The sequence below is a fragment of the Hymenobacter sp. DG25B genome (genome assembly GCF_000801315.1).
Classification (GTDB): domain Bacteria; phylum Bacteroidota; class Bacteroidia; order Cytophagales; family Hymenobacteraceae; genus Hymenobacter.
This window is the reverse complement of sequence record NZ_CP010054.1, coordinates 1,435,611-1,462,455: the sequence shown is the minus strand read 5'-3', so window position 1 is coordinate 1,462,455 and position 26,845 is coordinate 1,435,611. Positions and strand designations below refer to the sequence as shown.

At 57.5% G+C, this 26,845-nt stretch carries 26 protein-coding genes and 2 tRNA genes; 18 read left to right on the top strand and 10 right to left on the bottom strand.

All coding sequences use genetic code 11. The features are described from left to right. Positions 1-31 precede the first annotated feature (31 nt). Entirely contained in the window at positions 32-679 is a 648-nt protein-coding gene (locus tag PK28_RS06255; protein ID WP_044512494.1) for a hypothetical protein, read from the top strand. 9 nt (positions 680-688) lie between these two features. On the opposite strand, the gene PK28_RS06250 is transcribed toward PK28_RS06255, so the two are convergent. Further along, positions 689-1,726 (bottom strand): hypothetical protein, encoded by a 1,038-nt coding sequence (locus PK28_RS06250; RefSeq protein ID WP_044512492.1) that lies wholly within the window; start codon positions 1,724-1,726, stop codon positions 689-691. A gap of 128 nt (positions 1,727-1,854) precedes the next feature. Here PK28_RS06250 and PK28_RS06245 point away from each other — a divergent pair, with 128 nt between their 5' ends. The 3 genes from PK28_RS06245 (at position 1,855) to PK28_RS06235 (ending at position 4,686) form a co-directional block, all read left to right on the top strand. Next, positions 1,855-3,048 (top strand): zinc dependent phospholipase C family protein, encoded by a 1,194-nt coding sequence (locus tag PK28_RS06245; protein ID WP_156126265.1) that lies wholly within the window; start codon positions 1,855-1,857, stop codon positions 3,046-3,048. Between the two features lie 179 nt (positions 3,049-3,227). After that, a complete protein-coding gene (locus PK28_RS06240) occupies positions 3,228-3,866 on the top strand; it encodes a TMEM175 family protein (RefSeq protein ID WP_044512489.1) in 639 nt (212 codons plus the stop codon). Positions 3,867-4,044: 178 nt separating this feature from the next. Continuing rightward, positions 4,045-4,686, top strand: a complete 642-nt coding sequence (locus PK28_RS06235; protein ID WP_197070484.1) for a peptidylprolyl isomerase — start codon at positions 4,045-4,047, stop codon at positions 4,684-4,686. Positions 4,687-5,008: 322 nt separating this feature from the next. On the opposite strand, the gene PK28_RS06230 is transcribed toward PK28_RS06235, so the two are convergent. Next, complete coding sequence (locus tag PK28_RS06230; protein WP_052430532.1) at positions 5,009-7,114, bottom strand: M13 family metallopeptidase; 2,106 nt, start codon at positions 7,112-7,114, stop codon at positions 5,009-5,011. 154 nt (positions 7,115-7,268) lie between these two features. Here PK28_RS06230 and xseA point away from each other — a divergent pair, with 154 nt between their 5' ends. From xseA to PK28_RS06205, 6 genes are all read left to right on the top strand, one after another. Further along, positions 7,269-8,636: an exodeoxyribonuclease VII large subunit gene (gene xseA, locus PK28_RS06225; protein WP_048825667.1), complete on the top strand. Its 1,368-nt coding sequence runs from the start codon at positions 7,269-7,271 to the stop codon at positions 8,634-8,636. A gap of 44 nt (positions 8,637-8,680) precedes the next feature. Beyond that, complete coding sequence (gene xseB, locus PK28_RS06220; protein WP_082016986.1) at positions 8,681-8,959, top strand: exodeoxyribonuclease VII small subunit; 279 nt, start codon at positions 8,681-8,683, stop codon at positions 8,957-8,959. 146 nt (positions 8,960-9,105) lie between these two features. Beyond that, positions 9,106-9,414 (top strand): hypothetical protein, encoded by a 309-nt coding sequence (locus PK28_RS20365; protein ID WP_071885049.1) that lies wholly within the window; start codon positions 9,106-9,108, stop codon positions 9,412-9,414. Between the two features lie 17 nt (positions 9,415-9,431). Further along, positions 9,432-10,178, top strand: a complete 747-nt coding sequence (locus PK28_RS06215; protein WP_044512487.1) for a hypothetical protein — start codon at positions 9,432-9,434, stop codon at positions 10,176-10,178. Between the two features lie 57 nt (positions 10,179-10,235). Next, positions 10,236-11,018 (top strand): sensor histidine kinase, encoded by a 783-nt coding sequence (locus PK28_RS06210; RefSeq protein ID WP_044512485.1) that lies wholly within the window; start codon positions 10,236-10,238, stop codon positions 11,016-11,018. A 48-nt stretch (positions 11,019-11,066) separates the two neighbouring features. After that, entirely contained in the window at positions 11,067-11,480 is a 414-nt protein-coding gene (locus tag PK28_RS06205; protein WP_044512481.1) for a response regulator, read from the top strand. Between the two features lie 17 nt (positions 11,481-11,497). Here PK28_RS06205 and PK28_RS06200 read toward each other — a convergent pair whose 3' ends face one another. Further along, positions 11,498-11,842 carry an MGMT family protein gene (locus tag PK28_RS06200; RefSeq protein WP_044512478.1) on the bottom strand — a complete coding sequence of 115 codons (345 nt, stop codon included), beginning with the start codon at positions 11,840-11,842 and terminating at the stop codon, positions 11,498-11,500. Positions 11,843-11,960: 118 nt separating this feature from the next. Between PK28_RS06200 and PK28_RS06195 the strand changes: the two genes are divergently transcribed. The 6 genes from PK28_RS06195 (at position 11,961) to PK28_RS06175 (ending at position 19,285) form a co-directional block, all read left to right on the top strand. Further along, positions 11,961-12,455, top strand: coding sequence for a YciE/YciF ferroxidase family protein (locus tag PK28_RS06195; protein WP_044512476.1), 495 nt, complete (start codon positions 11,961-11,963; stop codon positions 12,453-12,455). A gap of 175 nt (positions 12,456-12,630) precedes the next feature. Continuing rightward, the gene (locus tag PK28_RS06190; RefSeq protein ID WP_044512473.1) at positions 12,631-13,770 is read left to right on the top strand and encodes an efflux RND transporter periplasmic adaptor subunit; all 1,140 of its coding nucleotides are present in this window, start codon (positions 12,631-12,633) and stop codon (positions 13,768-13,770) included. Positions 13,771-13,869: 99 nt separating this feature from the next. Beyond that, positions 13,870-14,091, top strand: a complete 222-nt coding sequence (locus tag PK28_RS20870) for a four helix bundle protein (protein ID WP_316931979.1) — start codon at positions 13,870-13,872, stop codon at positions 14,089-14,091. A 97-nt stretch (positions 14,092-14,188) separates the two neighbouring features. Beyond that, positions 14,189-17,266 (top strand): efflux RND transporter permease subunit, encoded by a 3,078-nt coding sequence (locus tag PK28_RS06185; RefSeq protein WP_044512471.1) that lies wholly within the window; start codon positions 14,189-14,191, stop codon positions 17,264-17,266. A 188-nt stretch (positions 17,267-17,454) separates the two neighbouring features. Beyond that, complete coding sequence (locus PK28_RS06180; protein ID WP_052430530.1) at positions 17,455-18,786, top strand: TolC family protein; 1,332 nt, start codon at positions 17,455-17,457, stop codon at positions 18,784-18,786. A gap of 85 nt (positions 18,787-18,871) precedes the next feature. Further along, positions 18,872-19,285 carry a hypothetical protein gene (locus PK28_RS06175; RefSeq protein WP_044512469.1) on the top strand — a complete coding sequence of 138 codons (414 nt, stop codon included), beginning with the start codon at positions 18,872-18,874 and terminating at the stop codon, positions 19,283-19,285. A gap of 93 nt (positions 19,286-19,378) precedes the next feature. Here the strand turns inward: PK28_RS06175 and PK28_RS06170 are convergent, their stop codons facing one another. From PK28_RS06170 to PK28_RS06165, 3 genes are all read right to left on the bottom strand, one after another. Beyond that, positions 19,379-20,311 carry an alpha/beta fold hydrolase gene (locus PK28_RS06170; protein ID WP_048825664.1) on the bottom strand — a complete coding sequence of 311 codons (933 nt, stop codon included), beginning with the start codon at positions 20,309-20,311 and terminating at the stop codon, positions 19,379-19,381. Between the two features lie 96 nt (positions 20,312-20,407). Next, positions 20,408-20,809, bottom strand: a complete 402-nt coding sequence (locus PK28_RS18905; protein ID WP_048825662.1) for a hypothetical protein — start codon at positions 20,807-20,809, stop codon at positions 20,408-20,410. Continuing rightward, complete coding sequence (locus PK28_RS06165) at positions 20,809-21,660, bottom strand: zinc dependent phospholipase C family protein (protein ID WP_048825660.1); 852 nt, start codon at positions 21,658-21,660, stop codon at positions 20,809-20,811. Before PK28_RS06165 ends, PK28_RS18905 begins: the two co-directional genes overlap by 1 nt. 225 nt (positions 21,661-21,885) lie before the next feature. Between PK28_RS06165 and PK28_RS06160 the strand changes: the two genes are divergently transcribed. Further along, a complete protein-coding gene (locus PK28_RS06160) occupies positions 21,886-24,003 on the top strand; it encodes a hypothetical protein (protein WP_044512466.1) in 2,118 nt (705 codons plus the stop codon). 210 nt (positions 24,004-24,213) lie between these two features. Beyond that, complete coding sequence (locus PK28_RS06155; RefSeq protein WP_044512463.1) at positions 24,214-24,891, top strand: GNAT family N-acetyltransferase; 678 nt, start codon at positions 24,214-24,216, stop codon at positions 24,889-24,891. A gap of 84 nt (positions 24,892-24,975) precedes the next feature. Here PK28_RS06155 and PK28_RS06150 read toward each other — a convergent pair. The 4 genes from PK28_RS06150 to PK28_RS06135 all read right to left on the bottom strand — a co-directional run bounded on the left by PK28_RS06150 (position 24,976) and on the right by PK28_RS06135 (position 26,819). Then, a tRNA-Ser gene (locus tag PK28_RS06150) sits at positions 24,976-25,060 on the bottom strand. Positions 25,061-25,113: 53 nt separating this feature from the next. Beyond that, positions 25,114-25,203: transfer RNA gene (locus tag PK28_RS06145), tRNA-Ser, on the bottom strand. A gap of 92 nt (positions 25,204-25,295) precedes the next feature. After that, positions 25,296-26,267 (bottom strand): YihY/virulence factor BrkB family protein, encoded by a 972-nt coding sequence (locus tag PK28_RS06140; protein WP_231576227.1) that lies wholly within the window; start codon positions 26,265-26,267, stop codon positions 25,296-25,298. A gap of 48 nt (positions 26,268-26,315) precedes the next feature. Then, entirely contained in the window at positions 26,316-26,819 is a 504-nt protein-coding gene (locus tag PK28_RS06135) for an acyl-CoA thioesterase (RefSeq protein WP_044512458.1), read from the bottom strand. Between the last annotated feature and the right edge of the window lie 26 nt (positions 26,820-26,845).

Sequence of the window (26,845 nt, the reverse complement as noted above, 5' to 3'; positions counted from 1 at the left end):
CCTCGGGTAATCCATCCATATTTGTGGCTCTATGAAATTATCTATACTCCTGGCCTCCGGCCTCACCCTCACCGCGCTGAGCGCCACTGCCCAGACCCAGCTCAACTCCCAACCCACTGCTCCGGCCCAGCCTACCGCGCCGGCCGTGGTTACTCCGGCGGCGCCGTTGCTTTCCGAGCAGCCCTCCCCCTACACTGGTTCCGTGCTGAGCATGGAAGTAGGCTGGGGCGCACCTTATGGCGGGCTTGGTTTTTCCTACGGTCACCATGTATCGCCCCGTCTGGATGTAAATGCCGGGTTAGGTATTGGCGTGGGCGGCAAAATTGGCGTCGGCGCGCGCTACTACCTGCGCCCGCAAAGTGAGCTTTCCCCCTACCTGGGCGCTAATCTGGTGCGCAGTGGGCGCCTGGATAACGTGGAGGTAGAGCTAAACCAGGAACAGGCCGTGTACAGCATGGCCCCAAGTGGGGTGCTGCATTTGCGCGGCGGCCTGCGCTGGCAGCCCGGCCGCCTGGGTTTGCTGGGCACGCTGGGTTACGGCGTGCGCTTTACCGGCGACCCAATTACCTATCAGAATGGCTACAGCCCCTCTATGGAGCTGCGCAACCTGGTGGAAACCATTAGCCCCGGCGGGGTTGAAATTTCGGTAGGTCTGGCTATTAATCTGGGCCCGCGGTAACCCCTTTTTCTACTTCGCCATGCGGGCCCGCCCCAGCATCAGCTTCAGATGCAGGCGCACGATGTCGCCCATGGAGTCACAACGGTTAAAGCGGCAGCTATGATGGTATTCATTTAGCTCCTGCTTTAGCTGCTCTATCTTCTCGCGGGGAGCCAGCTCGTCCTGCCGCATACAGTCAATGAGGTTTTTGAGGCGGTAGCGCTCGGCGCGGGCGCGACGCAGCATGAGCGTGCGCTCCTCCGTTTGGTATTGCCGAATGGTTTCCGGGGCCAGCAGGCGGGTACATAGCTGCACAATGGCGCGGTTATCCTTAAAATACTGGGGCAGGTACATAGTTTTCTTGCCCTCATAGCTCTGCTGGTCAAAGTCGATGGCGCGCACCCGGTACTGCTCGTCCTCAAAATCAGCCGTTACGTCTACCACGTAATTATAGGCGCGCATATCGCCCAGCAGGCGGGCAAAGCACCGCTCGTTAAACTTCACAAACTCCTTGGCAATGCGCACCTGGTTGAGGTGTGGGCGCTGCAGCCGGTCCCGGATAAAGTCGTCGCCGGGGATGCCGGCAATGTGCTCCTCAATCAGGGTCTGGCCACTTACCAGGTAGTTAATGCTGTTGGGCGCCAGCACGTGCTCCAGTTCCAGCCCGTATACGCGGGAGGCATCGGCCCGCTTCACGTAGAAATAATCATAATTATCATTGAACTGATTCACGATGCGCACCCGGAAGGGCTGGCTGTTGCCGAAGCGGCAATAGTCGATGCGGTCGGCCAGCAGATGCTCGGTAAAGGACAGGTCGCCGCCGGTTTTCAGCAGGGCATATACTTCCGTGAGGCCCCGGGACAGGTCCTGCAGGGTTTGCGGCTCATAAAACACCGTTTCCCAGAGCGTATCGCGCCCTTTCCGGTCCATCAGCGGAAAAGCGCCACTCATCCGCAACAGGTCGTGGTAGGTAACGGGCAGCTGCGCTTCCCGGTCGTACTCGCGCAGGTAGCTGCGCAGCGGGGCACTGATGCTGTACGAAATCTTCTTTTTGGAGATGCTGGTCACGGATGCGGAAATATCAGGTACAAGGTAGAGTATCAGCGGTTTTATCTGGGCGCTTCCGCTTTGGCCGTCGCGGAAAAATACCGAACTTTGGGTTTGTGTGACCTGCCCGCTGCTTACCCTTTGCGCTCATGAAGAAACTACTTACTACGCTGTTACTGGTCTTGCTCTGCCCGATGCTGTCGCCGGGCTGGGGCTTTTTTGGCCACAAAGTCATTACGCAGATTGCGGTATACTCGCTGCCCGGCGGCATGCAGGGCTTCTACTTCCGCCACCTCAACCGGCTGGTGCAGCTGTCCACGGCGGCTGATCAGCGCCGCGAGATAGATACACTGGAGGCCAGCCGGCACTTCATCGACATGGACCATTTCGGTGACGACCCTTTTAATACCGTGCCCAAAGCCTGGGACAAGGCCGTAGCCAAATACTCCGCCGATACACTGCGCAAATACGGCACCGTGCCGTGGACGATACTGGAAGTGCAGAACAAGCTGACTCAGGCCTTCCGCACCGGCGACACCACTGCCATTATCAGTCTTTCCGCTGATTTGGGCCACTACATAGCCGATGCCTACGTGCCCCTGCACACCACCGAAAACTACGACGGGCAGCTCTCCAACCAGCAGGGCCTGCACGCGCTGTGGGAAAGCAAGCTTCCCGAGCGCCACATTGGCGAGTACAAGCTTTATGGCAAGGATGGCAAGTACCTGAAAGACCCGCAGCAAGCCATTTGGGAAGTATTGCAGCAATCTTATGGCTTCCTGGGTGCCACCTTTGATCTGGAAGAAAAGGTAGGCCGCTCGTTCACGCCCGAGCAGAAATACTCCTTCTCGCACCGCTTCGGCAAAACCCGCCGGGCCTACTCCGATGCCTTTGCCGATGCTTACCACAAGCAGGTTGGCGGTATGGTGATGTTCCGGCTGCAACTGGCCCCGGCCACCGTAGCTTCTATGTGGCTTACCGCCTGGCAGGATGCCGGCCGTCCCAACCTGGATAAGCTTCTAAAAAAGCCCATCACCAAAGGAGAAAAAGAAAAGCTGGACGAGCAGCTCACCGCCTGGAAGAAAAACCTGCTGGTGCCCAACTCCATGCTGATGGCCCAAGTGAAGGAAAAGCCCGTAGAAGCGCCCGACCAGATTAAACCCGCCGCCGATATGGCGCCGCCACCCGTGGAGGCTTCTATTCCGGTAGCTTCGCCTGCTGCCACCCCGGCGCCAGCCGCCACGGCTGCTCCCGAGAAGGTGAAGGAAAAAACCAAGACACCCGCTGGCAAAAGCAAGCAGAAAGTGAAGAAAGCGGCCCCGGCCAACGACGGCTGGAATTAACCAGCCTTGCATACTCTGCGCGGCGAGTAGCGAGCTACAGGCAGGAGCCTGGACTCGCTACCCGCCGTTTTTTGTTGTTTTACTATGCTATTGAAGCCCGTGTAAGACACTATCTTGTAGGGTGATGCGAGGTTACCACCTGTTCCAACACTCCCCTTTTCGGCCTAGACCTTGTTAAGATGGACTACTTTGCCAAGCACCGGGTAGAAGCATTCAGCGACGGGGTTTTCGCCATCATCGTCACGTTGCTGGTGCTCGAAATCAAGGTACCCCACCTTGAGCAGCCCCAGTCGGGACCAGAGTTGGCGCAGGCCCTGCTAGGGTTGCTACCCAAAGTACTGAGTTGGATGGCCAGTTTCCTGATGATGTGCGTTATCTGGGTTAACCACCACCGGCTCCTGAGCCAGATTCTGGTATTGGACCACGTGGTGTTCTGGCTCAATGCCAATTTGTTGCTGTGGTGTTCGTTCATACCATTTCCCACGGCGCTGCTAGGCGACTACCTCACTAACCCGATGTCGGCGGCGGTATTTGGGGGCGTAATGGCCGTCATGTCCCTCTCGTTCCTGCTCATTCGCTTCTATGTGCAGCGCCACCCCGGGATGCTGGTCCCGGGCGTCGACCAGGTCCTTTTTCGCCGTATTTCGTGGCGTTCGTTGGTATTGGGACCGTTACTGTACAGCACGGGGGTGGGCGTGGCGTTTGTTAGCCTGTGGCTGGCCCTGGCCATTTTCGCCCTGATTCCGTTCTATTTCATTTTCTTTAACACCAATCCCGCTGCTTTCGGGCAGGCCGATGCCGCGCCGCTGGCCCCGTGAGGGAAAGCGGCATTCGCAGATAACAGATTCCTGGTCGCTACCCGCCGTTTTTGTTGTTTTATTGCGCTATGAAAGCGCTGTATTTCTCCGCCGTGTTAGCAGCCGCCACACTGGCTGGCTGCGGGCAAGCCCCGAAAAATCCCCCGCGGAAGCTCCGGCGGCCGCTACCTCCCCGCCCGTGCCCGGTCCTGATCTGGTGAGTCTGGCCGATACTAACGTGGCCCGGCTGCTGCCCGCTTACGCCCGCGAATACCCCGCCACGGAGGTAATTATTCATACCCGCTTGGGCAATATGCGCGTCCGGCTCTATGATGATACACCTGTTCACAAAGCCAATTTCCTGCTGCTGGCCCGCAAAGGTGTGTTTGATGAAACCGTGTTCAACCGGGTGGTGAAAGGCTTTGCCGTGCAGGGCGGCCGCTCCGACCACCGCACCATCCGCATCAACGACTACCACCTACCGCCCGAAATCAGCCCGCGCCACTTTCATAAGCGCGGCGCCCTGGGCATGGCCCGCTACGATGACCAGAAAAACCCCGGTAAGCTCTCTTCCAACACCGATTTCTACTTGGTGCAGGGCGAAAAGCTGACTCCCTATCAGGCCCAGGCCATGGCCGGCCGCAAGCTCACGCCCGAACAGCTGCGTGTGTATCAGACTGTAGGCGGGGTGCCTTCCCTGGATGGCCAGTACACCGTATTTGGCGAAGTAGTGGAAGGCCTCGACGTCATCGATAAAATTGCCGCCGAGCCCGTGGATAATACCATGTGGCCCAGGCAGGAGGTAGATATTAAGATGGAGGTGGTAGAAGCGAACAGGTAAGTAAGAACCAAAGCCATTTATAAAGCTCCAGGCTGTCCTGTCGAGCATGTGGCGCATCAAGCCAGGGAACGAGACATCTCGCGTGCTGATGTTATTGGGAAACGAACGATTAAAAAAGGCCGTCATGCTGAGCTAGCCGAAGCATCTCTACCACGCCGTTTTAATAGCATGGCAACGAAGCGGTAGAGATGCTTCGGCTAGCTCAGCATGACGGGCTGGCTTTTACTACTTTCTAACCCGTTCACTACCTGAATGCCAACAAAAAAGGCGACCTGCATAATGCAGGCCGCCTTTTTTGTTGGCATTCAGGTAGCTATGCAGCTTACCACACTTTGGCGCGGTCGGCTTGGGCACGCACCATTTTGGCGTCGTCCTTGCAGCCGAAGGCTTCGAAGAACTGGGGCATGTTCATGAGCGGACCAACGGTGCGGAACTGAGCCGGCGAGTGAGGGTCCGTCATTACCTGCTGGCGCAGGTACTCGGGGCGGGCGTTGGTACGCCACACCTGCGCCCACGAGAGGAAGAAGCGCTGCTCGGGCGTGAGGCCATCGAACTTGGGGCGCGGGCCATCACCGTACTTCTGCTGCAGCTGCTTTTGCAGGGCAGTGTAGGCAATGCTCAGGCCACCGAGGTCAGCCAGGTTTTCGCCCATGGTCAGCTTACCATTCACAAACACGGAGTCCAGGGGCGAGAAGGCCGAGTACTGCTTGCCCACCATATCGGCGCGCTGCGTGAATTTATCGGCGTCTTCCTTGGTCCACCAGTCTTTCAGGTTGCCTTCAGCATCGTACTGGCGGCCCTGGTCATCGAAGCCGTGCGTGATTTCGTGGCCGATAACGGCGCCCATGCCACCGTAGTTCACGGCGTCGTCGGCGTTGGGGTCAAAGAACGGGGGCTGCATAATGCCGGCGGGGAACACAATTTCGTTCATCGACGGATTGTAGTAGGCGTTTACCGTGGGCGGCGTCATGCCCCACTCGGTGCGGTCTACGGGCTTGCCCAGCTTGTTGGTCATATCCTTGAACGCCCACATGCGCGAAGCTGCTACGTTCTGCAGGTAAGAGTCGCGGGAAATGGTGAGGGCTGAATAGTCCTTCCACTTATCAGGGTAGCCGATTTTCACGGTGAAGGTGCTCAGCTTGCGCAGGGCTTCCTTCTTGGTGGCGTCGCTCATCCAGTCCAGCTGCTGGATGTGCTCCCCCATGGAGGCTTTGATGTTGTTTACCATCTCCAGGGCCTTTTGCTTGGCCGCGGGTGGGAAGGCTTTGTCTACGTACAGTTGACCGAAGGCTTCGCCCAGGGCACCATCGGTGGAGCGCAACATGCGTTTCCAGCGGGGCTGCTGCTTTTTAGCACCCGTGAGCACCTGCGTAAACTTGAACGACTCATCACCGAAAGCCTGCGGCAGCGCCGAGGTGAACGACGTAGCTAAGTGCCAGCGCATATAGGTTTTCAGATCGGCCAGGGGCTCGGTCTTCACCAAAGTATTCAGCTCCTTGAAGAAAGCGGGCTGCCCCACAATTACCTCTTTCACGCTGCCCATGCCCAGATCTGAGAGAATGTGCTGCGGGTTCAGGTTAGGATAGGCCTTCTGCAGCTGAGCCACCGTCATTTTATTGTAGTTGGCATACGGGTCGCGCAGATCTACGCGGCTCTTGCTGGCTTTGGCCAGGCGCGTCTCAATGCGCAGCACCGTGGCGGCATTTTTGGCGGCCGCCGCTTCGCTCTCGCCCAACATCTTAAAGGTGTTGGTGAGGTAGGTAGTGTATGCTGCCCGGATGGCCTTGGAGCGGGCATCATCCTTCAGGTAATAGTCGCGGTCGGGCAAAGACAGGCCACCCTGGTACATGTTTACCGCGTACTGGGAGCTGATTTTATCATCCTGCCCCACATAGGCACCAAAGAAGGCGCCGGTGGAGAGCATCTGCTGGCGGGCCATGGCGGTCTGCAGCTGAGTGGAAGTTTTAATGGCCGAAATCTTGTCCAGCTCGGGCTGCAGGTACTTCAGGCCGGCCGTGTTAATAGCCGCCGAGTCCATAGCCGTGGCGTAGTAGTCGCCTACTTTCTGGGCGTTGGTGCCTTTGGCCGCGGTGCGGTTGGCGGCGGCCTCATCCAGAATGCTGCGCATTACCGCATTGTTCTTGTCGCCCAGCTCGTTGAAGGAGCCCCAGCGCACCTCAGCGGCCGGAATAGGGTTGTTCTTCAACCAGTTACCACTGGCATACTCAAAGAAGTTGTCGCAGGCCGACACGGACGGGTCCAGGTTGGCTACGTTCAGGCCCACGCCTTTGGGAAAAGTTTCCGCCACCGGAGCGGGTGCTGGGGCGGGTGTGGTAGCGGCGGTGGGCGCCTGCGCTGTGGTGGCGCAACTGGCCAGGGCTAACCCGGCTGCCGCTACCAGCAACGAAGCGTTTGTACGCTTTTTCATAAACAAAAAGAAAAATGACAGAATGGGAATTGGCAGAAAGATAAAAGAATGCGCGGTTTCAAGCGCATACCGGCGGCGTTAAAAGCGCAAAAACTCAGGCGCACCCAGGTCAGGAGGCTTGGGTACGCCGCACCCAATTCCGTACCTTTCGGGCATGCCGCCACTGTATAACCGCCGCCCCGACCCTGGCCTGACGCCACAGCCGCCCACGCCGCTGGCTCTGGCGGAGCTGCTGCGCCGGGTGCGCGAGGCGCTCAGTGGCACTTTCCCCGATGCCTATTGGGTGGTGGCGGAAATAGCGGAGCTTACTCTGCCGCGCTTTGGCAGCGGCCACTGCTACCTCACCCTCACCGACCAAGTCCAGACCGGACGCGGGGCCCAGCTGAAAGCGCAGGCCCGGGCCACCATTTGGGCGGCGCGCTACGAGCAGCTGGCCCCGCAGTTTGAGTTGCTGACCGGCCAAACGCTACGGGCCGGCCTGCGGGTACTGCTGCGCGTGAGCATCAAATTTCACGAGCAATATGGCCTCAGCCTGGATGTGCTGGCCATTGACCCCACGTATACCGTAGGCGACCTGGCCCGCCAGCGCCTGGAAACCGTGCGCAAGCTGGAAGCCAAAGGACTGCTCACGCGCCAGCAGAGTCTGGCCCTGGCCCTGGCTCCGCAGCGGCTGGCCGTTATCTCCTCTCCCACCGCCGCGGGCTTCCAGGATTTTATGCGGCAGCTGGATGAAACCGTGTATGCATTTGAGGTAACGCTGTTTGCCGCCGTGATGCAGGGCACCGAGTCGCCGGCCAGCTTGTTGGGGGCACTGGAACAGATCCGGCGCCAGCAGAAGCACTTTGATGCGGTAGTAATTATCCGGGGCGGCGGTTCTAAAACCGATTTGCTGGCTTTTGATGATTATGGCGTGTCGGCGGCGGTGGGGGCTTTTCCGCTGCCGGTGCTCACGGGCATAGGCCATGAGCGGGACGAAGCCGTGGTAGACCTGACGGCGCATATGGCTCTGAAGACGCCCACCGCCGTGGCGGTTTTCCTTACGGAGCGCCTGGGCCGGCTGGATGCCGTATTTGATGGCTACGCCAGCCGCATCCGGGAGCTAGCCAATGAACAATTAACGGACCAGCAACGGCAGCTCCGGCAGCTGGGCAACCTATTGCGGCAGGCGGCCAAAAGCCGGTATCAGACCCAACACCTGGACTTGCAGCAGCATGCCCGCCAGCTGACGGGCGCCGCCCGCACCGTAATAACGGCTCAGCAGCGGGCCACTACCACGCGGCGCCACCACCTGCAGCGCGCGGCGCACCTGGCCAGCCAGCGCCAGCAGCGCCGGCTCCGGCGGCTGGGGCGCGCCCTGGCTCAGCGGTTCCGCCGCCAGCACCGCCGCCGCCACGATGCCCTAGTGCGCCTGCGCTACCAGCTGGAGCTACAAACCCGCCTGCAGGCCACCGCCGCCAATACCCTTCAGCTGCTGGCGGCGGAGCGCCTGCGCCTGCTCACAGCGCTGCTGCCCCGGCGCTGAGCAAAGCTTTTCCTTTACCACCCGATGATTTACCAATTAGTAAGATGAGTACCGACTTTACCTACCGCACTGCCATTGAAGAGCTGGAAACCATACTCCGGGCGCTGGAAACAGACACGGTAGATGTAGATGAGCTGACCGCGAAAGTGCAACGCTCCTCCGAGTTAATTCGGTTGTGCAAGCAGAAGCTGCGGGCGGCCGAAGCGGCTATTGACCAGGTGTTTGACAGCCTGGACGAGGAAGAGGCCGACGAGGAGGAAGAAAGCTGGGAAGAAGCGCCTCGTAACACCCCTCCTCCCGGTGTCCCCGGTATGCTGTTCTAACCTTCCGGATAAAGCCCAAAAAACCAGCTATTTTATCATTTTGGCCCGAGGGCCACATTGTTTAACATACAATAAAATCTATATTTGAAAACGGCTGCAAATGCGTCGTTTTCAATCATTTTACAGTTTACCTTTTTACAATCTTTATGGCATTTTCCGGCTCAGAAGGCACCATCATTGAAATAGGCACAGCGCATACTCTTACCTATGCATATCAGGAGGCCCATCCTGATGAAGTAAAAGGATATTTTTTCGGCAAAAACAAACTTATGAGCTTACTAAGCCAAACGGGTTGCGTGGGCATTCGTGTCTATTTTGGCCTGGAAGACAGCACTCCCAAACTGGTGTTGGTGGGCGCTAAAAGCAACGAAGATGATATGACAGGCCTTATACTTGATGGCGGCTGTCCATCACCTCCAGAAACGGGAGCGTCAAACACTCTGAATAATATTTAAGCTAAGCCGTTATACAAATGGACTACACGCTACCCAATTGGCTTCAAAACGCGGGCATCACTATTTACTGGATATGCCAGTTTGCGCTTCTGTATCCGCTTTGGGTAGCGTGGCAGCGCCGGGAGTATTGGACCCTGCCGGTGCAGATTTTGTTTTGGTCGTTGGTAGCCCTCGAAATCAACTGCTTTTTCTTAAACACATTTAATCAACTGGACACTAGCGCGGCGTTTAAGGCCCGGTTTCCGCCTCATGGCATTTCCACCTGGGGATTTGCGCACCTACAAGGCAACATTCGGGGTTTGGGTTATATAGCCGTGTACTACTATGCGTTGCAAAGCCAAACCATCAGGCGGGTGCTTCGCTCGTGGATTCCTGTTTTAGTGCTCATCGCCCTGCTCGATTCGTTCTACTTTAATCCGTTCCTGCAGTTTAAACACAACGAATACACTGAGTTCAGCCAGAATATTACGGTGATAGTGCTTAGTCTGCTGTACTTTGAGCAGCTGCTGCAGCAATTGCGCACCAGCCAGATTGAGCGTGAACCGATGTTCTGGATTAGTATATCGGCCATTGTCCAGCTTACCGGGGTGTTAGTCTTTGGTAACATTATCAACAAAATATTGGCCGATACGCATTTCACCATTGGGCGGACCTTTCAGGCGCTGTTCGGCCTCGTATCGTCCAGTATAACTTTGGTGAGCTATGTGTTGCTCACCCTGGCCTTTTACCAATTGGGTAGGCAGCAAAAAATGGCTTTGAAGTAAGCCTGGCATTATTCTCGATTCTTATAACCGCCGCGGAAGCCGCAACCCAGGAAATTCATGGATGTTTTACGCGTATTCGCGGTTGTACTATCCGTTCTACTATTCCTGGCTTTTAGCATTGTGGTATTTGTGGTACGCTACCAGCGGCGGCTATTGCGGCAGCAGGAACGGTTGCGCAACGTGCAGGATGCCGCCCAGCGCCAGGCTTTGGAGGCCGCGCTGGTGGCCCAGGAGGAAGAGCGCCGCCGCATTGCCTCTGATCTGCATGATGAAGTAGGCACCACCCTGGCCATTGTAAAGCTGCACCTCACGGCCATGGGCCAGCCCCAGGACACCCGGGAGATGACCGTGCTGCTGGACCAGGCCATTAGCGAAGTGCGGCGCATTTCGCGCAACCTGCTGCCGGCGGCCCTGGTGAAGTTTGGGCTCACGTTTGCGCTGGAAGCTTTAGCGCGGGCAGTGCCGCCAGGCGGCACGCGGGTAGAACTCACCCAGCATGGCAAGCCCCTGGGCTTAAGCCCTATGCAGGAGCTGGCCGTGTACCGCATTGTGCAGGAGCTGATGGGCAACGGCCTGCGCCACGCCCAGGCCAGCCTCATTCACATTCATCTGGTATTTGCTGCCAACCATCTGAATATCACTTATACCGATGATGGAATAGGCTTTGACCTCTCGGGAACTGAAACCGTGCCCTCGCCCGATACGCGCACGGGATTAGGGCTTACCAACATGCGCAGCCGGGTTACGCTGCTGCAGGGCACCCTGCGGCATCAGTCTACCCCGGGAACCGGCACCCGGGTTTGGATTTCCTTCCCGGTGCTCTATCTTTCTGACAATTAGCTCTATTTAATATCTTTGTTACGCTACCGCTTACTACCTGTTTACCCCATGAGTCAGCCCGTTTCGCTTATCCGCCTTGCCCTTGCCGACGACCATGTGCTGTTCCGCAAAGGGCTACGGGCCCTGCTCTCCAGCTTTCCCAACGTGGAGATTGTGGCCGAAGCCGGCGACGGGCAGGAGCTGCTGGAGCTCATTGACCAGTTGCCCACCCCGCCACAGGTAGTGCTGATGGACTTGCAGATGCCCGTGCTGGATGGCCTCCAAACTACGCGCCTGCTGCGCGTGCAGTACCCCCGGGTGCGGGTGGTCATTATCTCCATGCACGACGAGCCGGAGCTGATGGAACAACTGGTGGCGGAAGGCGCCCACGGCTACCTGCTGAAAAATGCCAGCCCCGAGGAAATGAGCGTAGCCATTGAGGCAGCTGCCCGGGACCACGCCGCCAGCCTGAGCCTGGCCTAAACGCCCGGCGCCCGGCCCTAGGCCAACTCTACGCTGGGGTCCCAGAACAGGCGGTTGAAATCCTGCACCTGGTCGTCCACTACCCGCACACCTTCTGTTGCCAGAGCATCCTGCATGGCCGTGGGGGTGGGGTAGTGCTGGCGCCCCGTGAGCAGCCCCTGCCGGTTGAGGACGCGGTGCGCGGGCACGCCGGTTTCCGTGTGGGCGGCCATCATAGCCCAGCCTACCATGCGCGCGCCGTTTTTGGCGCCCAGATAGTGCGCAATGGCCCCATAGCTGGTTACCCGGCCCGGCGGTATCAGCCGCACTACATCAAATACATCCTGAAAGAAATTGCGGTGTTTAGCAGAGGGGACGGACATAGGGCAGTTATTGGAAAGACCAAAATAACGTAACAACTCCCTCCCACAGTAGGCGTAAGCGTAGAAAGTGCTCCGGCGACCGGGGCTCTTTATCTATTCACCTTACTGCTATTGACTTATGTTTGGTAAACTCAAAAGCCTCGACGACCTGTTTCACGAACAGCTGAAAGACCTATATAGCGCGGAAAACCAGCTCCTGAAAGCGCTGCCTAAAATGGCCAAAGAAGCCCAGGATTCCCGCCTGCGCCAGGGCTTTGAAAAGCACCTGCAGGAAACCGAAAACCAGGTTTCGCGCCTCGAGAAGATTGGCAAAATGCTGGATATCTCCCTTAGCGGCCACACCTGCAAGGCCATGCAGGGTTTGGTAGCCGAAGGCCAGGTAACCATTGATGAAAACGCCACCGATGAGGTGAAGGACGCCGCCCTGATTGCCGCCGCCCAGCGCGTAGAACACTACGAAATATCCGGCTACGGCACGGCGGCGCATTATGCTGAGCGCCTCGGACATACCGATGCGGCCAAGCTGCTGCGCCAGACGCTGCAGGAAGAGCAAATGACTGATACCAAGCTCAATGACCTGGCCAAGAGCTACATTAATGCCAAAGCCATGTAGCTACTGGCGGCCTAAAACAGGAAAAGCCTGCAACATGCAGGCTTTTTTTGTGTCATTGGCCCATTGCCCGGGTTTTTGGTAACCTTATCAGGAAGAAGGGTGTTGTGTACGGCGGATCATTTCGCAGCGGATAAGCGCCTGAAAAACAGGAAACAGGCGTGTCTATTTTGATACTATGCAAACAAAGGAACAGGAAGAGCAAGTGGTAGCAGAGCCCCGGACTGGCCGACGGTTTTTATGGATTTTTCTGACGCTGGCGCTGTTGGCAGGGCTGGTTTTTGTGAAGATGCACTACTTCCCGGCCACGGCGGCCGGGGGCAAAGGTGGCCCGGGCGGCAAAGGCGGTAAGGGCGGACCAGGCGGCAAAGACGGAAAAGGTGCCAAAACACCCGTACAGGTTTACATAGTGAAGCCCACTAACCTCACCGATGAAGTAGCTGCTACGGGCTCCGTGCTGGCCGATGAGGCCGTAGTTATCAAAAGCGAGATTTCGGGCAAGATTACCAGCCTCAACATTCGGGAGGGGCAGCCGGTACGCCGGGGCCAGGTGCTGTTCAGCATCAATGCCGATGAGATTCAGGCGGATCTGCGCAAGCAGGAGTACAATATAAAGCTGTACCGCGACCAGGAGCGCCGCCAGCGCGTGCTGCTGGATAAAGAATATATCAGCGCCCAGGAATACGAGCAAACCAACAACCAGCTGCTCACGGCCCAGGCCGAGCTGCAGTCTTTGCGCGCCAACCTGGCCAAAGCCTACGTGCGCGCCCCCTTTGATGGGGTGCTGGGCCTGACCACCGCCACAGTAGGCACCTACGTGAGCCCCGGCACCGAAATTACCACTCTCTCCCGCATCCGGCCCGTGAAGATTGACTTTGCTGTGCCCGGCCGCTTTGCCTCTAACGTGCGGGTAGGCGACGTAGTAACGGTGACCGACGAAGCCACCAACAAGAAATACGAGGCCAAAGTGTATGCTATTGACCCACAAATTGACCCCGTGAGCCGCACCCAGCCGGTGCGTGCCCGCTACGCCAACACCAAAGACGAGCTGCGTCCCGGCTCCTTTGTGAAAGTGAACCTGCAGCTGGGCGAGTCCACAGATGCCTTGCAGGTACCTACCGAGGCGGTAATTCCGGAAGCCAGCGGCTACACCGTTTTCACGGTGAAAGGCGGCAAGGCGGCTTCACAAAAGGTGAAAATTGGCATTCGTTCCGAAAAAGTGATTCAGATAACCGACGGCCTGGCCGTAGGCGACACTGTTATCCGAACGGGTATTTTGCAGCTGAAGCCCGGCGATGGTGTTTTAATTAATAATTAAGAATTAGCAATTAAAAATTGACAGGCAGCGCATGAAGCAGGACAACGTCATTCTGCAAAAGAGCTATTCTTTTGCGGTGCTTATTGTAAAGCTTAGTCAATTTTTGATCAGGAAAAGCAGCCATTTCAACTAGCCGACCAGATACGCCGCAGCGGGACTTCTATAGGGGCCAATTTGGAAGAAGCCTTGGGTGGCCTTTCCCGCAAGGATTTCATAGCCAAGTGTGGCATCAGTTATAAAGAGGCCCGGGAAACCCTTTACTGGCTCCGTTTGCTGCGTGACACTGATTATATCGACGCAACACAAGCTGACTCTTATTAACGATTGTGAAGAATTATTACGGCCATTATTCGCTCCTCGAGAGACAATCCATCGAATTATTAATTACTAATTTCTAATTACTAATTAAAGACGAAGCATGAGTCTTTCCTCCACTAGCATCAACCGCCCGGTCCTCGCCATCGTGATGAGCCTTGTCATCGTGATATTTGGCGTAATCGGGTTTCGGTACCTCAGCATTCGGGAGTACCCCAGCGTAGACCCGCCTATTATTACCGTGTCGGCCAGCTACACCGGGGCCTCGGCCGATGTGATGCAGAGCCAGGTAACCGAACCGCTGGAAGAAGCCCTCAACGGCATTGCGGGCATCAAAAACATGACGTCGAACAGCCGCGACGGCCGCACCCAGATTACCGTGGAGTTTGACCTCGACGCCGACCTGGAAACGGCCGCCAACGATGTGCGCGACAAGGTTTCCGGGGCCCAGGGCCGCCTGCCCCGCGACATCGACCCGCCCATCGTCAGCAAAGCCAACGCCGACTCCCAGCCCATTGTTATCAACTACCTCAGCAGCAACAAGCGTAGCCTGCTGGAGCTTACGGACTACGCCAACAACACCCTGAAAGAGCGCCTGCAGACAATTCCGGGCGTATCCGAAATCCGGGTGTACGGGGAGCGGAAGTACTCCATGCGCTTGTGGATGGACCCCGTGAAGCTGACGGCTTTGGGCGTATCGCCGGTAGAAGTACAGGCCGCTCTTACCCGCGAAAACGTGGAGTTGCCCAGCGGCGCCGTTTCGGGCCTGAATACGCAGCTTACCCTGCGCACCATGGGCCGCCTGACTTCGGTAGATGACTTCAACAACCTGATTATCCGCAAAGATGCGTCCTCCCTGGTGCGCTTCTCCGATGTGGGCTATGCCGAGCTGTACCCGGAAAACGACCAGACCATTTTCCGGGTGAATGGCGTGCCGGGCGTGGCCCTGGCCGTAGTGCCGCAGCCAGGCTCCAACCAGATTGATATTGCCGATGAGTTCAACAAGCGCGTGAAGCAGTTCGGCAAGGACCTGCCCAAGGACCTGGAGCTGCGCCCGGCCATTGATAACTCAGTCTTCATTCGCAAGTCTATTCAGGAGGTAGAGCACACCATTATCGAGGCCTTTGTGCTGGTAGTGGTTATCATCTTCCTGTTCCTGCGCGACTGGCGCTCTACTCTGATTCCGGTAGTGGCCATTCCGGTTTCGCTGGTAGGTATTTTCTTCGTGATGTACCTGCTGGATTTCTCCATTAACGTGCTGACGCTGCTGGGCATTGTGCTGGCTATTGGTCTGGTGGTAGATGATGCCATTGTGGTGCTGGAGAACATTTACTCCCGCATTGAGGAGGGCGAAGACCCCAAAGAAGCTTCCATCAAAGGCTCAGAAGAAATTCTGATGGCCGTAGTCAGTACTACCATTGTGCTGGCGGCCGTGTTTCTGCCCGTGGTATTCCTCACGGGTATTACCGGCCGGCTGTTCCGGGAGTTTGGCATTGTGGTGGCGGGCTCGGTGCTGATTTCAGCCTTTGTCTCGCTCACGCTCACGCCCATGATGTGCTCTAAGCTGCTGAAGCGCCACGAGACGCACAACTGGTTTTACCGCAAAACCGAGCCCTTTTTTGAGCGCATGATTGGGGGCTACCAGGAAAGCCTGCAAACTTTCCTGCGCAACCGCTGGCTGGCCTGGCTGGTGGTGGCCGGTACTGGCGTGGGCATCTGGTTTTTCATGAAAACGCTGCCCTCAGAGCTGGCGCCGGTGGAAGACCGCAGCCGCGTAAACGTTAACTCTACCGGCCCGGAAGGCGCCTCTTTTGAGTTTATGGATGCGTACATGGCCCAGATAACCAAGCTGGCCATGGACTCTACGGGAGCCGAAAACCTGAACAGCGTGTTCACCGTGACTTCCCCCGGTTTTGGCGGTGGCTCCAACTCCGGCATTGCCCGTGTGCTGCTTATTGAGGCCGACCAGCGCCCGAAAACCCAGGAACAAGTGGCGGATATCATGAGCCGGGGGGTGAAGGGCCTGACGGCCGCCCGCACCTCCGTATCGCAGGACCAGAGTATTGGCGGCGGCGGCGGTGGCTTGCCGGTGCAGTTTGTGGTACAGACCCAGGACTTTGAGAAGCTGCGTACGGCCGTGCCCAAGTTTCTGGACGCCGCCCGCCAGGACCCCACCTTCCAGTTTGTAGACGTCAATCTGAAATTCAACAAGCCGGAGCTGCGCATCAATATTGACCGTGAAAAGGCGCAGAGCCTGGGCGTATCGGTGCAGAGCATTTCCCAGACGCTGCAGGCCGGCCTGAGCGGGCAGCGCTTCGGTTACTTTATCCGGGAAGGCAAGCAGTACCAGATTATTGGCCAGGTAGCCCGCGAGGACCGCAACCAGCCCCTGGATGTGCGCCAGCTCTCGGTGAAAGCCGCTGATGGCAAGCTGGTGCAGCTGGACAACGTCATTCGCCTGACGGAAAGCAGCACGCCGCCCCAGCTTTACCGCTTCAACCGCTATAACGCGGCTACCTTCTCCGCTTCCCTGGCCCCGGGTAAAACCCTGGGTGATGGTATTGCGGCCATGCAGGCCATTGCCGACAAAACTCTGGACGACACCTTCACCAACGAGCTTTCGGGCCCCTCCCGCGACTTCCAGGAAAGCTCCTCTTCCCTGGTGTTTGCCTTCGGGCTGGCCCTGGTGCTGATTTACCTGGTGCTGGCCGCGCAGTTTGAAAGCTTCCGCGACCCGGTCATCATCATGGTAACGGTGCCGCTGGCCTTGTCGGGCGCCTTGCTGAGCCTGTGGTATTTCAACCAGACGCTCAACCTGTTCTCGCAAATCGGCATTATTATGCTGGTGGGCCTGGTTACCAAGAATGGTATTCTGATTGTGGAATTTGCCAACCAACGCGTGGAGCAGGGGGTAGACTATATGACCGGCCTGGTAGAAGGCGCTACGGCGCGCTTCCGCCCCATTCTGATGACCTCTTTGTGCGCCATTCTGGGCATTCTGCCCATTGCCATTGCCACCGGCGCGGGGGCCCTCAGCCGCCGTGCCATGGGTATTGGCGTGGTGGGCGGTCTGTTCTTCGCCACCGGCCTCACTCTGTATATCGTGCCGGTGATGTACTCCTATTTTGCAACGGCCAAAAAGCACAAGCACGCCGAGGAGGAACAAGCCGTGGCCGCCTAAGTCAGACCAGCGTCTGGCACAGCGTGCGTTTTCTGCCCGGCAGAATGCGCCGCTGTGCCAGACGCTGATTTTCAACCTTTTATTCTTCCTCCCCTGCTAAGTGGGGGCAAGTATCCAGCTTTAGCTTGATTTCTAAAATGCAGGTTTCTTTCCTTCGTGCTTTCCTCTTTTCCTCTTTCCTTCTACCCTTGCCGCTCCTGGCGCAGCAGCCGACTGCCCGGCCGCAGCCGGCTTCGGCGCAGGTGGCGACTACAGGCCCCACGCTGACGCTGGCGGAGGCTATCCGCATCGGGTTGGAAAAAAACTATGGAATTCAGCTGGCCCGCCAGGAGGAGCGCATTGCCAGCAACAACGTAACGCGCGGCAACGCCGGGCAGCTGCCCACCGTGAATGGTAATGCCACGCGCAACTTCAACCGCAACAACCTCAACCAGCAGTTTGGTGATAACGACCCGCGCATTATAAACGGGGCCACTTCCAACCAGCTGAACACCAACGTAGCCGCCACCTGGACCATTTTTGATGGCATGGGGATGTTTATTGCCTACGACCGGCTGCAGCGCGTGGCCCAGGGCCAGCGCCAGGTTACCCGCGCCACGGCCGAGGAAACCGTGGCTGATATTACCGATGCCTACTTTACCGTAGTGCGCGAGGCCGGTAAGATTAAAAGTTTTGAAGAAGCCCTGCGCATTGGGCAGCAGCGCATAGACCTGACGCAGGCCCGCGCCGATGTGGGCGTAAGTGCCAAAGTAGAGGTACTGACGGCCCGCGTAGATTATAACGCTGACCGCGCAGGCCTTATTCAGCAGCAGGAAGCCCTGAAAACGGCTAAAGTGAACCTGAACAACCTGCTGGGCCGCTCCCCCGCCCTGGACTTTCAGCCCGCCGACTCCATAGTGGTCAGCCGCGACCTGAGCCGGGAAACTGTAGCGCAGGCCATCCGGCAGAACAACCCTCGCCTGCAGCAGGCCAAAATCAATACCGAAATAGCCACTTATGAACGGCGTCTGGTGCGGGCTTCCCGTCTGCCCCAGGTAGGCCTTACTACCGGCTATGGGCTCAACCGCAACATCAATAACGCGGCCTTTGCCGGCACGCAGCTTACTACCAGCACCAATACCACGCACGGCTTAAACTACGGCTTAGTGGCCTCGGTGCCTATTTTTGATGGGTTTAACCGCAACCGGTTGGAGCAGAATGCCCGCATTGGCGAGATGCAAAGCAAGCTGGAGCTGGAGCAAACCCAGCTGCAGCTGGATGCCGAAGCCGAGCAGGCTTATGCGCAGTACCAGAACCGCCTGCAGCTGCTGCAGCTGGAGGAAGACAACATCCTGCTGGCCCGCCAGAACATTGCTATTGCCTTGGAGCGCTACCGTCTGGGCCTGCTCACGCCCCTGGTGCTGCGGGAAGCCCAGCGCACCCAGCTGGAGGCCGAAAACCGCCTGCTCGATATCCGCTTTCAGGCCAAGCAGGCCGAGACGACGCTGCGCCGCCTGAGTAGCGGCCTGGTGCGGGAATAGCTTTAAAGTAGTAGCGACTCCAGGGCAACGGATAACTATTGGGCAAATTAGGCTGTTATTGCGCCACTAGGACTTTCTTTACCCCATGGCTTCATCGTCTAGACTTGATATTCAGTACCGCCCTGACCTGGATGTACTCACGGTGCGCTGGCTGGATGCGTTGCACCCCAGCCTGTTTCAGGACGACTACCACACCATTCTCGCCCAGGCCCGCACCCACAATACCACGCGCTGGCTTATTGATGTACGCCGCCGCCCCCACCCCACCCCCGAGATGGCCGCCTGGGCCGCCAACGTGTGGCTGCCGCAGGTGGTAGCGGCGCTGGTGCCGCGCCGGGCGCGCCTGGCCTACCTCATTTCGCCCAGCCGCGAAGAAGCTCTGCGCGCCAGCCCCAGCCTCCAGAATAGCGTAAAAGCCGCCTCCAACCCCAACCGGGGCTACGACGTGGCCATCTTCAATAACGAAGGGGAGGCCAATACCTGGCTCCTAGCCGAGTAAGTTGGCCCTTCACCTAAAAGGCCCGGTTTAGAAGGACATACCTTCTTGACCGGGCCTTTTAGGTGAAGGGCCATCAGACAGTTTACTGGAGCATTATTTCAGCTTCTTCACCCAATTTGCAATGGCTTGCTGAAAGGCTACCGGTTCTTCCACGAAGGGTACGTGGCCGGTTTGCATCTGGGCTACCTGCTGCTTTGGGAAGCGGAAGAGTTTGTAGTGATTGGGGCCGATGCAGTAATCCTTAGCGCCGGTTATGACTAGCACTGGGGCAGCCACACGGGGAGTGAGCAGGGTGAAGTCCTGATGGTATTCAGGCAGGCTGAAGGCGTAGGATCCGAATTCGCCGGTGCGGGGGTTACCCTGGTCGGCAGCTTCTACTTTTTGGAAACCGGCATCGGTCTGGTATTGCAGCTTGCGCCAGGTGTTTTGCGCATTGAAGATTTCCAAAGCCAGGGGCCAGCGTTCAGAAAGCGGCTTGGTTTCATCCAGATACGGGGCGCGGTCGGTGACGGTAGTGAAGGGTAGACCGTCCTGAATCATGCTGCGCATGGAGTCCGTAAGGTAGAGGGTGCACTCTACCAGCACCAGTCCGCGTACATGCTGGGGGTATTTGGCAGCGTAGGCGGTGGCAATGGTGCCGCCAAAGGAGTGCGCCATTACTACCCACTGCTCCACGCCCAACTGCAGCCGGATTTCTTCCAGATCCTGCACCATGCGCTCCAGCGAATAGTTATGGCGCGGGTCGTTCTGGGAGCGGCCACTGCCCCGCTGGTCGTACCAGATCATCTGAAACTTATCTTCCAAAGCGGGGCCGGCCAGCGCCTGCGGCATGCCACTCCAGGCGCCCGGCCCGCCGTGCACAAACACGCACGGTACGCCCTGGCCGGAAATGGAGGCAAAAAGCTGCACGCCATCAGAAGTAACCAGCGTGGGGGTACCATTTATTAGCGGCACACGGGGGGAGGCCACGGCCAGAGCGGGCAGCAGGCAAAACAGCAACAGGCGGAAGCGGAAAAGCAGGGACATAGCAACAAGGTTTTGCTGCCTAGACCATGAATTTTGCGCAGGGGTTGCCCGGGCAACAGCCGGAATTTGCCGGGCTACTAAGCAAGCGGCCAGGGCTTACTCCTCTTTTGGCGCCAACGTCCGCAAATGCTCCAGGGCTTCCTGGGTCTGCCGTTGCTTGTCCTCTTTGAGAGTTGGACTGCTTTTGCCTGCGGCCGGCGTATAAAAGGCCAGAATGCTCTCTTTCTGCGGTTCTGTCAGGCCTTCAAACTTATTATTTTCCAGCTTGAGCAGCCATTCGCTGTAGGTTTCATCGGCCAGGGGGTATTCGCCGGTGCGGGTGGTGTGGCCGGTATCAAAATCGGTGTTGGGCAGAGCGGCGGCGGGCAGGTAACCTTGCTTATTCAGCAGCCCGCAGTAGGCGCCTATCACCTGATGAAAGCTGCTCCGGAACAGCTGCTGCGCCTCCGGCGTGGGCAGTTTGAAAGCAAAAGGCTTGAGGGGACCAATTTTAGGCATCACCCGCACAAAATAGGACAGCAGGCGGGCGCCCAGGCCCGGCTGCTGGTAGCTACCCCGAACTCCTTGCGGTACTGGCGGCGGCTGATGTGGTAGATATAGTTGCGGCGACGGGCCTTGGGGCTAAGGGCCAGAATATCCTTCTTCTTGCTTTGCCAGGCGGCGCGGGTGGCCATGGGAATTATCTCCTTCACGGCGAAGCGGTACGAGCTAATGCTTAAATCCACGTTGGCAATAACCTGCCCTAGCTTCAGACTGTACGTTTTCTCAAAAGCCCGCTCCAGCGCTTCTTTGCTTACTTTAAAGCCAATATAGTTGTGGTAGTCATCGGAGCGGTAGCGGCCGGCCGCTACCTGCAGCACATCAAAGGAAAACTCCAGCTGCGTATGCTGCTTGGGGGCTTCATGATAAGTAACCACGTTGCCGAACTCGGCTTTCAACTCGGGATACACGAAAGGCAGGGCTTTGTTGGTGCCCTCCGGATGACCACTGATATCGGCGGCATAATGGCCCAGTGCCCCCAGGGCAAAAGCATACTCGTTCCGGTCGTGGGCTTCATCGAGCAGGTTGCGCACAAAGTCGCCGCTGCGCACATAGTGCGTCAGGTTGGTAAACAGCTTGGAGCCAAACGGATAAAAGCCCATATCCTGAATAATAGCGCCCCCGTAAGCATAAGCCTTGGCCTCTTTTAGCTGCTCAGGAGTGGCGCCGGGAAAGCGCCGCTGCAAGGTGGGCACCAGACAGGGCTCCCAGGTAGAATCAATGTTGGCCTGGTGCGTGAGGACGGAATAGGCGGCGGCCGGCACCCAGGCCAGTAGCAGGAGCAGGCCGGTAAGAAATATGCGCTGCATAGGAAAAAAACAAGGAGCTTATAAATACGCAACGTATAGCCGGAGCATTACGTTGCGGGGTGCCAGCGCAGCAGCGAAGGAAAAGCCCGAATAAAATGCGGCATAACCCGGCGGCGCCCGTATTTTTGCCCCTGAATGTCTGGTGCGGAAGCACGACGGTTTGGTTTGTTCTGCTTTGTTTGTCTGGTGAGTTTCCGTTGCATTTTTCTTGGATGGCTGTTTCTAATGGCCTGCTTGCCCACCCTCACGCGGGCCCAGGCACCGGCCCCCACTCCCCTGCTGCGGGACCTGGTTCTGCGGACCGATACGCTCAGCTTTAGCCTCTCGCACGCTACGTTCCTGGTGAAAGGAGAGCCGCACCTGTACTTCACCTACCGGCGCGACGATGAAACGGTGGACCTGACCGTAGTGCCTTACCAGCCGCAGAAACCGCTTCACCTGGTCCGTTCCGCCGATTTTCAGCTGCTCGACTCGCTCACGCTGGCGCCCGATGGTAAATCGTTTCGCGCCAAGTTGCGCTTCCGCGACCTGACTTCCACCCAGTTCCTGCGCCTCACTTTCACGGCGCCCGCCGATAGCGCCGGCCAGCCCGCGCAGGCCCAGATCGTAAATCTGCTCCCGGTAACGCGCACCACCCTCGATTTTCGGCCCAACGATACGGAGCTGTTTGTAGGCGAGGAAAAGGTGTACGACCTATCCAGTAACAACGCTAAAAACGTGCGTACCACCGGCGAGTGGACGCGCGGCCAGGATATTGACTACCGCCTCACCCAGGACAAAGGCCAGCTGCGCCTGCATGTTTTGCCCAATACCTTAGGCAGCCGCCTGCTCACGGTGCGGGCCCAAACGGAGCGCCCTTTCCTCACCGACAACAACCGCCGCCTCACCTATGCCCTGCCGCCGCTACGGCAGGATTTTACGGTGAAGGCCTCACGGTTGCGCTTTCTGAGTGTTGATAAAAAAGAAATTACGCTGACTGAAGCTACCCGCCGCCAGGGCGTGGAGCTGATTCTGGATAACGGCCGCACCTTCGACCTGAAACATACTTACCGCATTGAGGACCAGGAAGAAGCCGGCGGTGCCCTCATTGCTGAGCTGTTCACGCGGCAGTATCTCACCAACGACCGGGTGCTGTGCTGGCTGCGGGTGTTTAACACCCACCGCCAGACGGATAGCTACCTCTACATTAAGGAGGACGAAAAAGCCAAGTACGTCACCAACTTCAATATCTCGCCCAAAACGGCGGTTACGGCCCTGAGCGTGCGCCACCGCGGCGGCGACTGGACCAACAGCAACACCGTGAACCCCGGCGAAACGGTAGATGTGCGCCTGGAAGGAGAATCGTTGCAACGGGCCCGGTTTCATTTTGAGGATGTGCAGATTGTGCCTTCCGATTCCAGCATCCGCTCCGACGCGGCCGTGGTGTACCGCGTGCAGGTACCGTTAACCATTGATAAAAAGCGCATTACCATCTTTAACGCCGGCCAGCCCACGGGTTTTCAGCTGGCCATTAAAGAATTCCAGCGCCCCCACCCCCTCGATTTTGTGGGCGTTACCTTCGGTGAGGCCCCGCGCCCCATTACGCGCTTCAACGGCCCCATTCTCTACGACCGCACCGTCAGCGACGTCGTGTTCAGCTTTAACTCCGCCGCCATTGATGCCGACCAGCAACTCTACGGCAAGCAGTACCTCACCTTTGATATCCGCACGCAGAACAGCAAGGGCGAGCTGATTGAAATGCGCACCGTAGATAATGTGGTGGTTTGTCCCGATGGCAGCTCAGTCCGGGCGGCATTCTACCAGGATAAGCAGTGCCAGGTAGGCAACATCAGCCTTAACAGCCTGCTCAGCTACCGCAAAACCTACGCCCTGGACGACTGGAGCACCATGATTATCACGGTGAAGCACACCCAAAGCCAGTACCAGGAGCCGGGTTTCTCGCAAAAGCTGGAACTGGTGCTGCAGCGCCGCGTGAAGTTCGATATCGACATCAGTTTTCCGGCCGGTTTGCTCACCAAGCAGATTAATAGTGATGTGAAAGGGTACAACTCCTTCAACGGCATCAGCTTGGCTACGCTGGCGCAGTTCAGCTTCTATAATCCCAACAAAATCAACAAGCTGCGCCCCTATAAAGTAGGTGCCGGCTTCGTAGCCTTTAATGCCTTCAACCTCAGCAATTCCAGCGGCGTAGAGCGGGAGTTGGGCCTGGTCGTGTTAGGCTCGGTATACCCTACCCGCAGCGACGCTAAGTTCACTTTTCCGCTTTACCTGGGTGGTGGCTATCTGCTCAATAAAGGCAAACTCTTCTTTATGCTGGGGCCCGGCATTGGGGTGCGGCTGTAAGTAGTTGCTACCTACTGTCAGTTACATATGAAAAAGGCCGCCTGAGCATATCTTCTGGCGGCCTCTTTTATATAGCTAAGTAAAGCACCCGGGAAATAGGTCAGATGATTGGCTGGCCGCACAGCGTGGTAAGCCGCCATATCCGCAACATTCGTACACACCTGCAGGATTATCTATATACCCTACACAGGCCGCTGATTTCCCTGTTCCATGCATCTTGATTTGAGTCTTCTGGAGCGCTGGTTGACGGGCTGGAGCCTCGCCCGCGGCCTACCGCTCCCCCAGCCCTACGGTGGTGGCTTAGTAGTAGAAGTTGGCTGGCCCGAGCAGGTGCGGCGCCACGTGTTTGTAGAGGCGGGAGAATCCCTGCAAGCCTGTGCCGCCGCCATACATGCCCCCTTCATTTATATAAAGGCAGCCGTCGAGCCGGCGCTCCTGCGCCGGGTATTGACCCCTGACTGGCAAATTGAACCACCCCGCTATTTGATGTACTGCCCCAAGGCAATGACGCCCGCCGGCCCACCGCCGGCCGGGTATACAGCGCAACTAACCATAGATCATGGGGCTTCTGTGCTTCGTTTTACTGATGAAACGGGTCAGACTGCGGCCATAGGTCGGGTCGTATTGCACCGTGGCACAGCGGTTTTCGACCGGATTGAAACGCTCGAACCCCACCGCAGAAAGGGGCTTGGCACCAGCCTGATGTGCACTCTCGATACTCTGGCAGACCAAGCCAGTATTTCAGAGCGCTTACTCGTGGCGACGGAGGCTGGACGCGCCCTGTACCAGCGCCTGGGCTGGCAGGTGGTGGCGCCGTATTCAACAGCTGTCCTTTCCGGGCCATTGGGTAGTGCTAATAAACATGGCCTCCGTTTAGGGGCACCGTAATAGAAACGAGAGAGCCGTACCCACAACCATACCCCAGAAAAGAAAAAAGCCTGTTTCCGAATCGGAAACAGGCTTTTTTCTTTGCAGAGGAGGAGGGATTCGAACCCCCGGAGGTTTAACCCTCAACGGTTTTCAAGACCGCCGCAATCGACCACTCTGCCACTCCTCTAACTGTTCCGCGGTAGGTAAAACAACAACTTTTCCCGCGAAAGAAAAAGCCGCTGGCAGAGAGGGGGGGATTCGAACCCCCGATACCCTTGCAGGTATAACGGATTTCGAATCCGTCGCATTCGACCACTCTGCCACCTCTCTAAGGCCCAACTGAGTGGATTGGGACGACAAAAGTAGTCGGCTCCTCTGCCTGTCGCAAGCGCGGGCGGCTATATTTTCGATTTTTTTTCCGGCTAGGAGTGCGGATGCGCGGCTAATTCCTCAGTACGAATCACATACCGCTTCAGGCGGCCCGTTACGGCATCAATGCTCACGTTCACCTCAAAGCCCACAATCAGGGTCATACAAACAAAATCCAACCAGACCATGAAGCCCACCAACGCGCCAATGGAGCCATAGAAGTGGTTGTAGGAGTCGAAGATTTTGATGTAGAGAATGAACAGCGACGACACCAGGAAAATCAGCAGCGTGGCCACCACAGCCCCGGCCGACAGAAACGGCCACCGGTCCTGCACGGCCGGCACATAGTAGTAAATCAGGCAGGTAGTGAACAGGAACAAGGCCACTACCGAGCCGTAGCGCAGCACCGTGATGAGCAGGGCCGTGAGGCGCTCGGGCACTATTTCATAAAACACCAGCGTGTCAATGATATAGGTACCAAAGAAAATACCCGCAATGGAGAGTAGCAGCACCATAGCCAGCACCACGGTAAGCAGCGTGGCAATAACCCGCTTGCGCAGGTAGGTGCGCCGCTTAAAGGTGTGGTACTTCTTATCAAAGGCATCGAGCAGGGCCATAATGCCGTTGGAGCTAAGCACCAGCGCCGCGCCAAAACCGAACGACAGCAGGCCGCCGTGCGGGATGTTCACAATGTCCTCAATGGTATCAGCAATGGCCACGTACATTTCCCGCGGAATAAAATCGGCGAGAAACTGCAGGATGTCCAGGTTCAGGTTGGGAACCGGGATGTACGGAATCAGGGTGAACAGGAAGATGATGGTGGGGAAAATGGAAATGGTGAAGTTGAAGGCCATATAGCTGGCCCGCTTCGTCACACTGTCCAGCTTCAGTTCCTGAATCATGTGGTCTACCACATCATACACAGAGGCCTTGCCCCGGTTAAAGCGCAGCCGTTTCAGCCAGATAATAAGCTTCCGGTACGTGCGCTGCTGGCGCATGTTGGAAACCCGGTACCGGCGTGGCATACGCATTAACATGGCAGTATTATCTGTGATGAAGGAGCTGTGTGGGTTTTAGCTTTCATTCCCCTTTAAAAACGCGGCCGGCGCCGGCGCTTCGGAAGGTAGCTTTTGTTTGGGCGGCGTCAGGGGGCTGGTGAGCTCTTCGTCGCTGAAGAAGGGCGCCAGCTTGGCCTTAATATCCTCCGGTATGGCCACCGGACGGCCATTTGAAGTGCTTACAAAAACCATTAGGGTATGGCCTTCGGTGAGCAACTCCTGGGCTTCGTTATAGATTTCGTATTCGAACAGGATGCGCGAGCCATCGGCGGGCTGCTTCAGGAGCAGGCGCACCGTAAGCAGGTCGTCGTAGCGGGCGGGGCGGCGGAAACGGGTGCGAATCTCCCCTACCGGCATGCCCACGCCATCGGCCTCCAGGTCTTTGTAGCGAATGCCCAGCTGCCGGAAGGCTTCGGTGCGAGCTACCTCAAAGTACGCGGCGTAATTGCCGTGGTACACGTAGCCCATCTGGTCAGTTTCGGCGTAGCGGACGCGAATGGCGGTATCGTGGGTATACATATTCAGTTTCCAGTTGATAGTTGCCA

Excerpts from the sequence above, each read along its gene's own strand:
- PK28_RS20365 (WP_071885049.1), top strand. The coding sequence starts at position 9,106 with ATGGCATTTTCCGGCTCAGAAGGCACCATCATTGAAATAGGCACAGCG.
- PK28_RS06170 (WP_048825664.1), bottom strand. The coding sequence starts at position 20,311 with ATGTCCCTGCTTTTCCGCTTCCGCCTGTTGCTGTTTTGCCTGCTGCCC.
- PK28_RS06255 (WP_044512494.1), top strand. The coding sequence starts at position 32 with ATGAAATTATCTATACTCCTGGCCTCCGGCCTCACCCTCACCGCGCTG.
- PK28_RS06215 (WP_044512487.1), top strand. The coding sequence starts at position 9,432 with ATGGACTACACGCTACCCAATTGGCTTCAAAACGCGGGCATCACTATT.
- PK28_RS06200 (WP_044512478.1), bottom strand. The coding sequence starts at position 11,842 with ATGTCCGTCCCCTCTGCTAAACACCGCAATTTCTTTCAGGATGTATTT.
- PK28_RS06140 (WP_231576227.1), bottom strand. The coding sequence starts at position 26,267 with ATGCCACGCCGGTACCGGGTTTCCAACATGCGCCAGCAGCGCACGTAC.
- PK28_RS06185 (WP_044512471.1), top strand. The coding sequence starts at position 14,189 with ATGAGTCTTTCCTCCACTAGCATCAACCGCCCGGTCCTCGCCATCGTG.
- PK28_RS06155 (WP_044512463.1), top strand. The coding sequence starts at position 24,214 with ATGCATCTTGATTTGAGTCTTCTGGAGCGCTGGTTGACGGGCTGGAGC.
- PK28_RS06165 (WP_048825660.1), bottom strand. The coding sequence starts at position 21,660 with ATGCAGCGCATATTTCTTACCGGCCTGCTCCTGCTACTGGCCTGGGTG.
- PK28_RS06245 (WP_156126265.1), top strand. The coding sequence starts at position 1,855 with ATGAAGAAACTACTTACTACGCTGTTACTGGTCTTGCTCTGCCCGATG.
- PK28_RS06195 (WP_044512476.1), top strand. The coding sequence starts at position 11,961 with ATGTTTGGTAAACTCAAAAGCCTCGACGACCTGTTTCACGAACAGCTG.
- PK28_RS06135 (WP_044512458.1), bottom strand. The coding sequence starts at position 26,819 with ATGTATACCCACGATACCGCCATTCGCGTCCGCTACGCCGAAACTGAC.
- PK28_RS06190 (WP_044512473.1), top strand. The coding sequence starts at position 12,631 with ATGCAAACAAAGGAACAGGAAGAGCAAGTGGTAGCAGAGCCCCGGACT.
- PK28_RS06210 (WP_044512485.1), top strand. The coding sequence starts at position 10,236 with ATGGATGTTTTACGCGTATTCGCGGTTGTACTATCCGTTCTACTATTC.
- PK28_RS06205 (WP_044512481.1), top strand. The coding sequence starts at position 11,067 with ATGAGTCAGCCCGTTTCGCTTATCCGCCTTGCCCTTGCCGACGACCAT.
- PK28_RS06230 (WP_052430532.1), bottom strand. The coding sequence starts at position 7,114 with ATGAAAAAGCGTACAAACGCTTCGTTGCTGGTAGCGGCAGCCGGGTTA.
- xseA (WP_048825667.1), top strand. The coding sequence starts at position 7,269 with ATGCCGCCACTGTATAACCGCCGCCCCGACCCTGGCCTGACGCCACAG.
- PK28_RS18905 (WP_048825662.1), bottom strand. The coding sequence starts at position 20,809 with ATGCCTAAAATTGGTCCCCTCAAGCCTTTTGCTTTCAAACTGCCCACG.
- PK28_RS06175 (WP_044512469.1), top strand. The coding sequence starts at position 18,872 with ATGGCTTCATCGTCTAGACTTGATATTCAGTACCGCCCTGACCTGGAT.
- xseB (WP_082016986.1), top strand. The coding sequence starts at position 8,681 with ATGAGTACCGACTTTACCTACCGCACTGCCATTGAAGAGCTGGAAACC.
- PK28_RS06240 (WP_044512489.1), top strand. The coding sequence starts at position 3,228 with ATGGACTACTTTGCCAAGCACCGGGTAGAAGCATTCAGCGACGGGGTT.
- PK28_RS06160 (WP_044512466.1), top strand. The coding sequence starts at position 21,886 with ATGGCCTGCTTGCCCACCCTCACGCGGGCCCAGGCACCGGCCCCCACT.